The 251-nt window shown below is 45.0% G+C and carries 2 rRNA genes; both read right to left on the reverse strand.

The features are described 5' to 3' along the window. A 5S ribosomal RNA gene (gene rrf / locus GVO60_RS22305) occupies positions 1 to 75 on the reverse strand; the annotation flags it as partial. 91 nt (positions 76 to 166) lie between these two features. Then, positions 167 to 251, reverse strand: a 23S ribosomal RNA gene (locus tag GVO60_RS22310); the annotation flags it as partial.

The following is a 251-nucleotide window of genomic DNA, read 5'->3' on the forward strand; positions in this document are numbered from 1 at the left end:
CCATCGGCGCTAATTCGTTTCACTTCTGAGTTCGGCATGGAAATCAGGTGGGTCCAAATCGCTATGGTCGCCAAGCAAATTCTTTAATTCGGAAAGCTGTTTGCGTTCTCATAACACAATCAAGTCAATTCTTGTATTGAGTCCATCAAAACCCTTTGGGTGTTGTATGGTTAAGCCTCACGGGCAATTAGTACAGGTTAGCTCAATGCCTCACAGCACTTACACACCCTGCCTATCAACGTTCTAGTCTC

The sequence above is a fragment of the Vibrio atypicus genome (assembly GCF_009811315.1).
GTDB classification, from domain to species: Bacteria; Pseudomonadota; Gammaproteobacteria; order Enterobacterales; family Vibrionaceae; genus Vibrio; species Vibrio atypicus.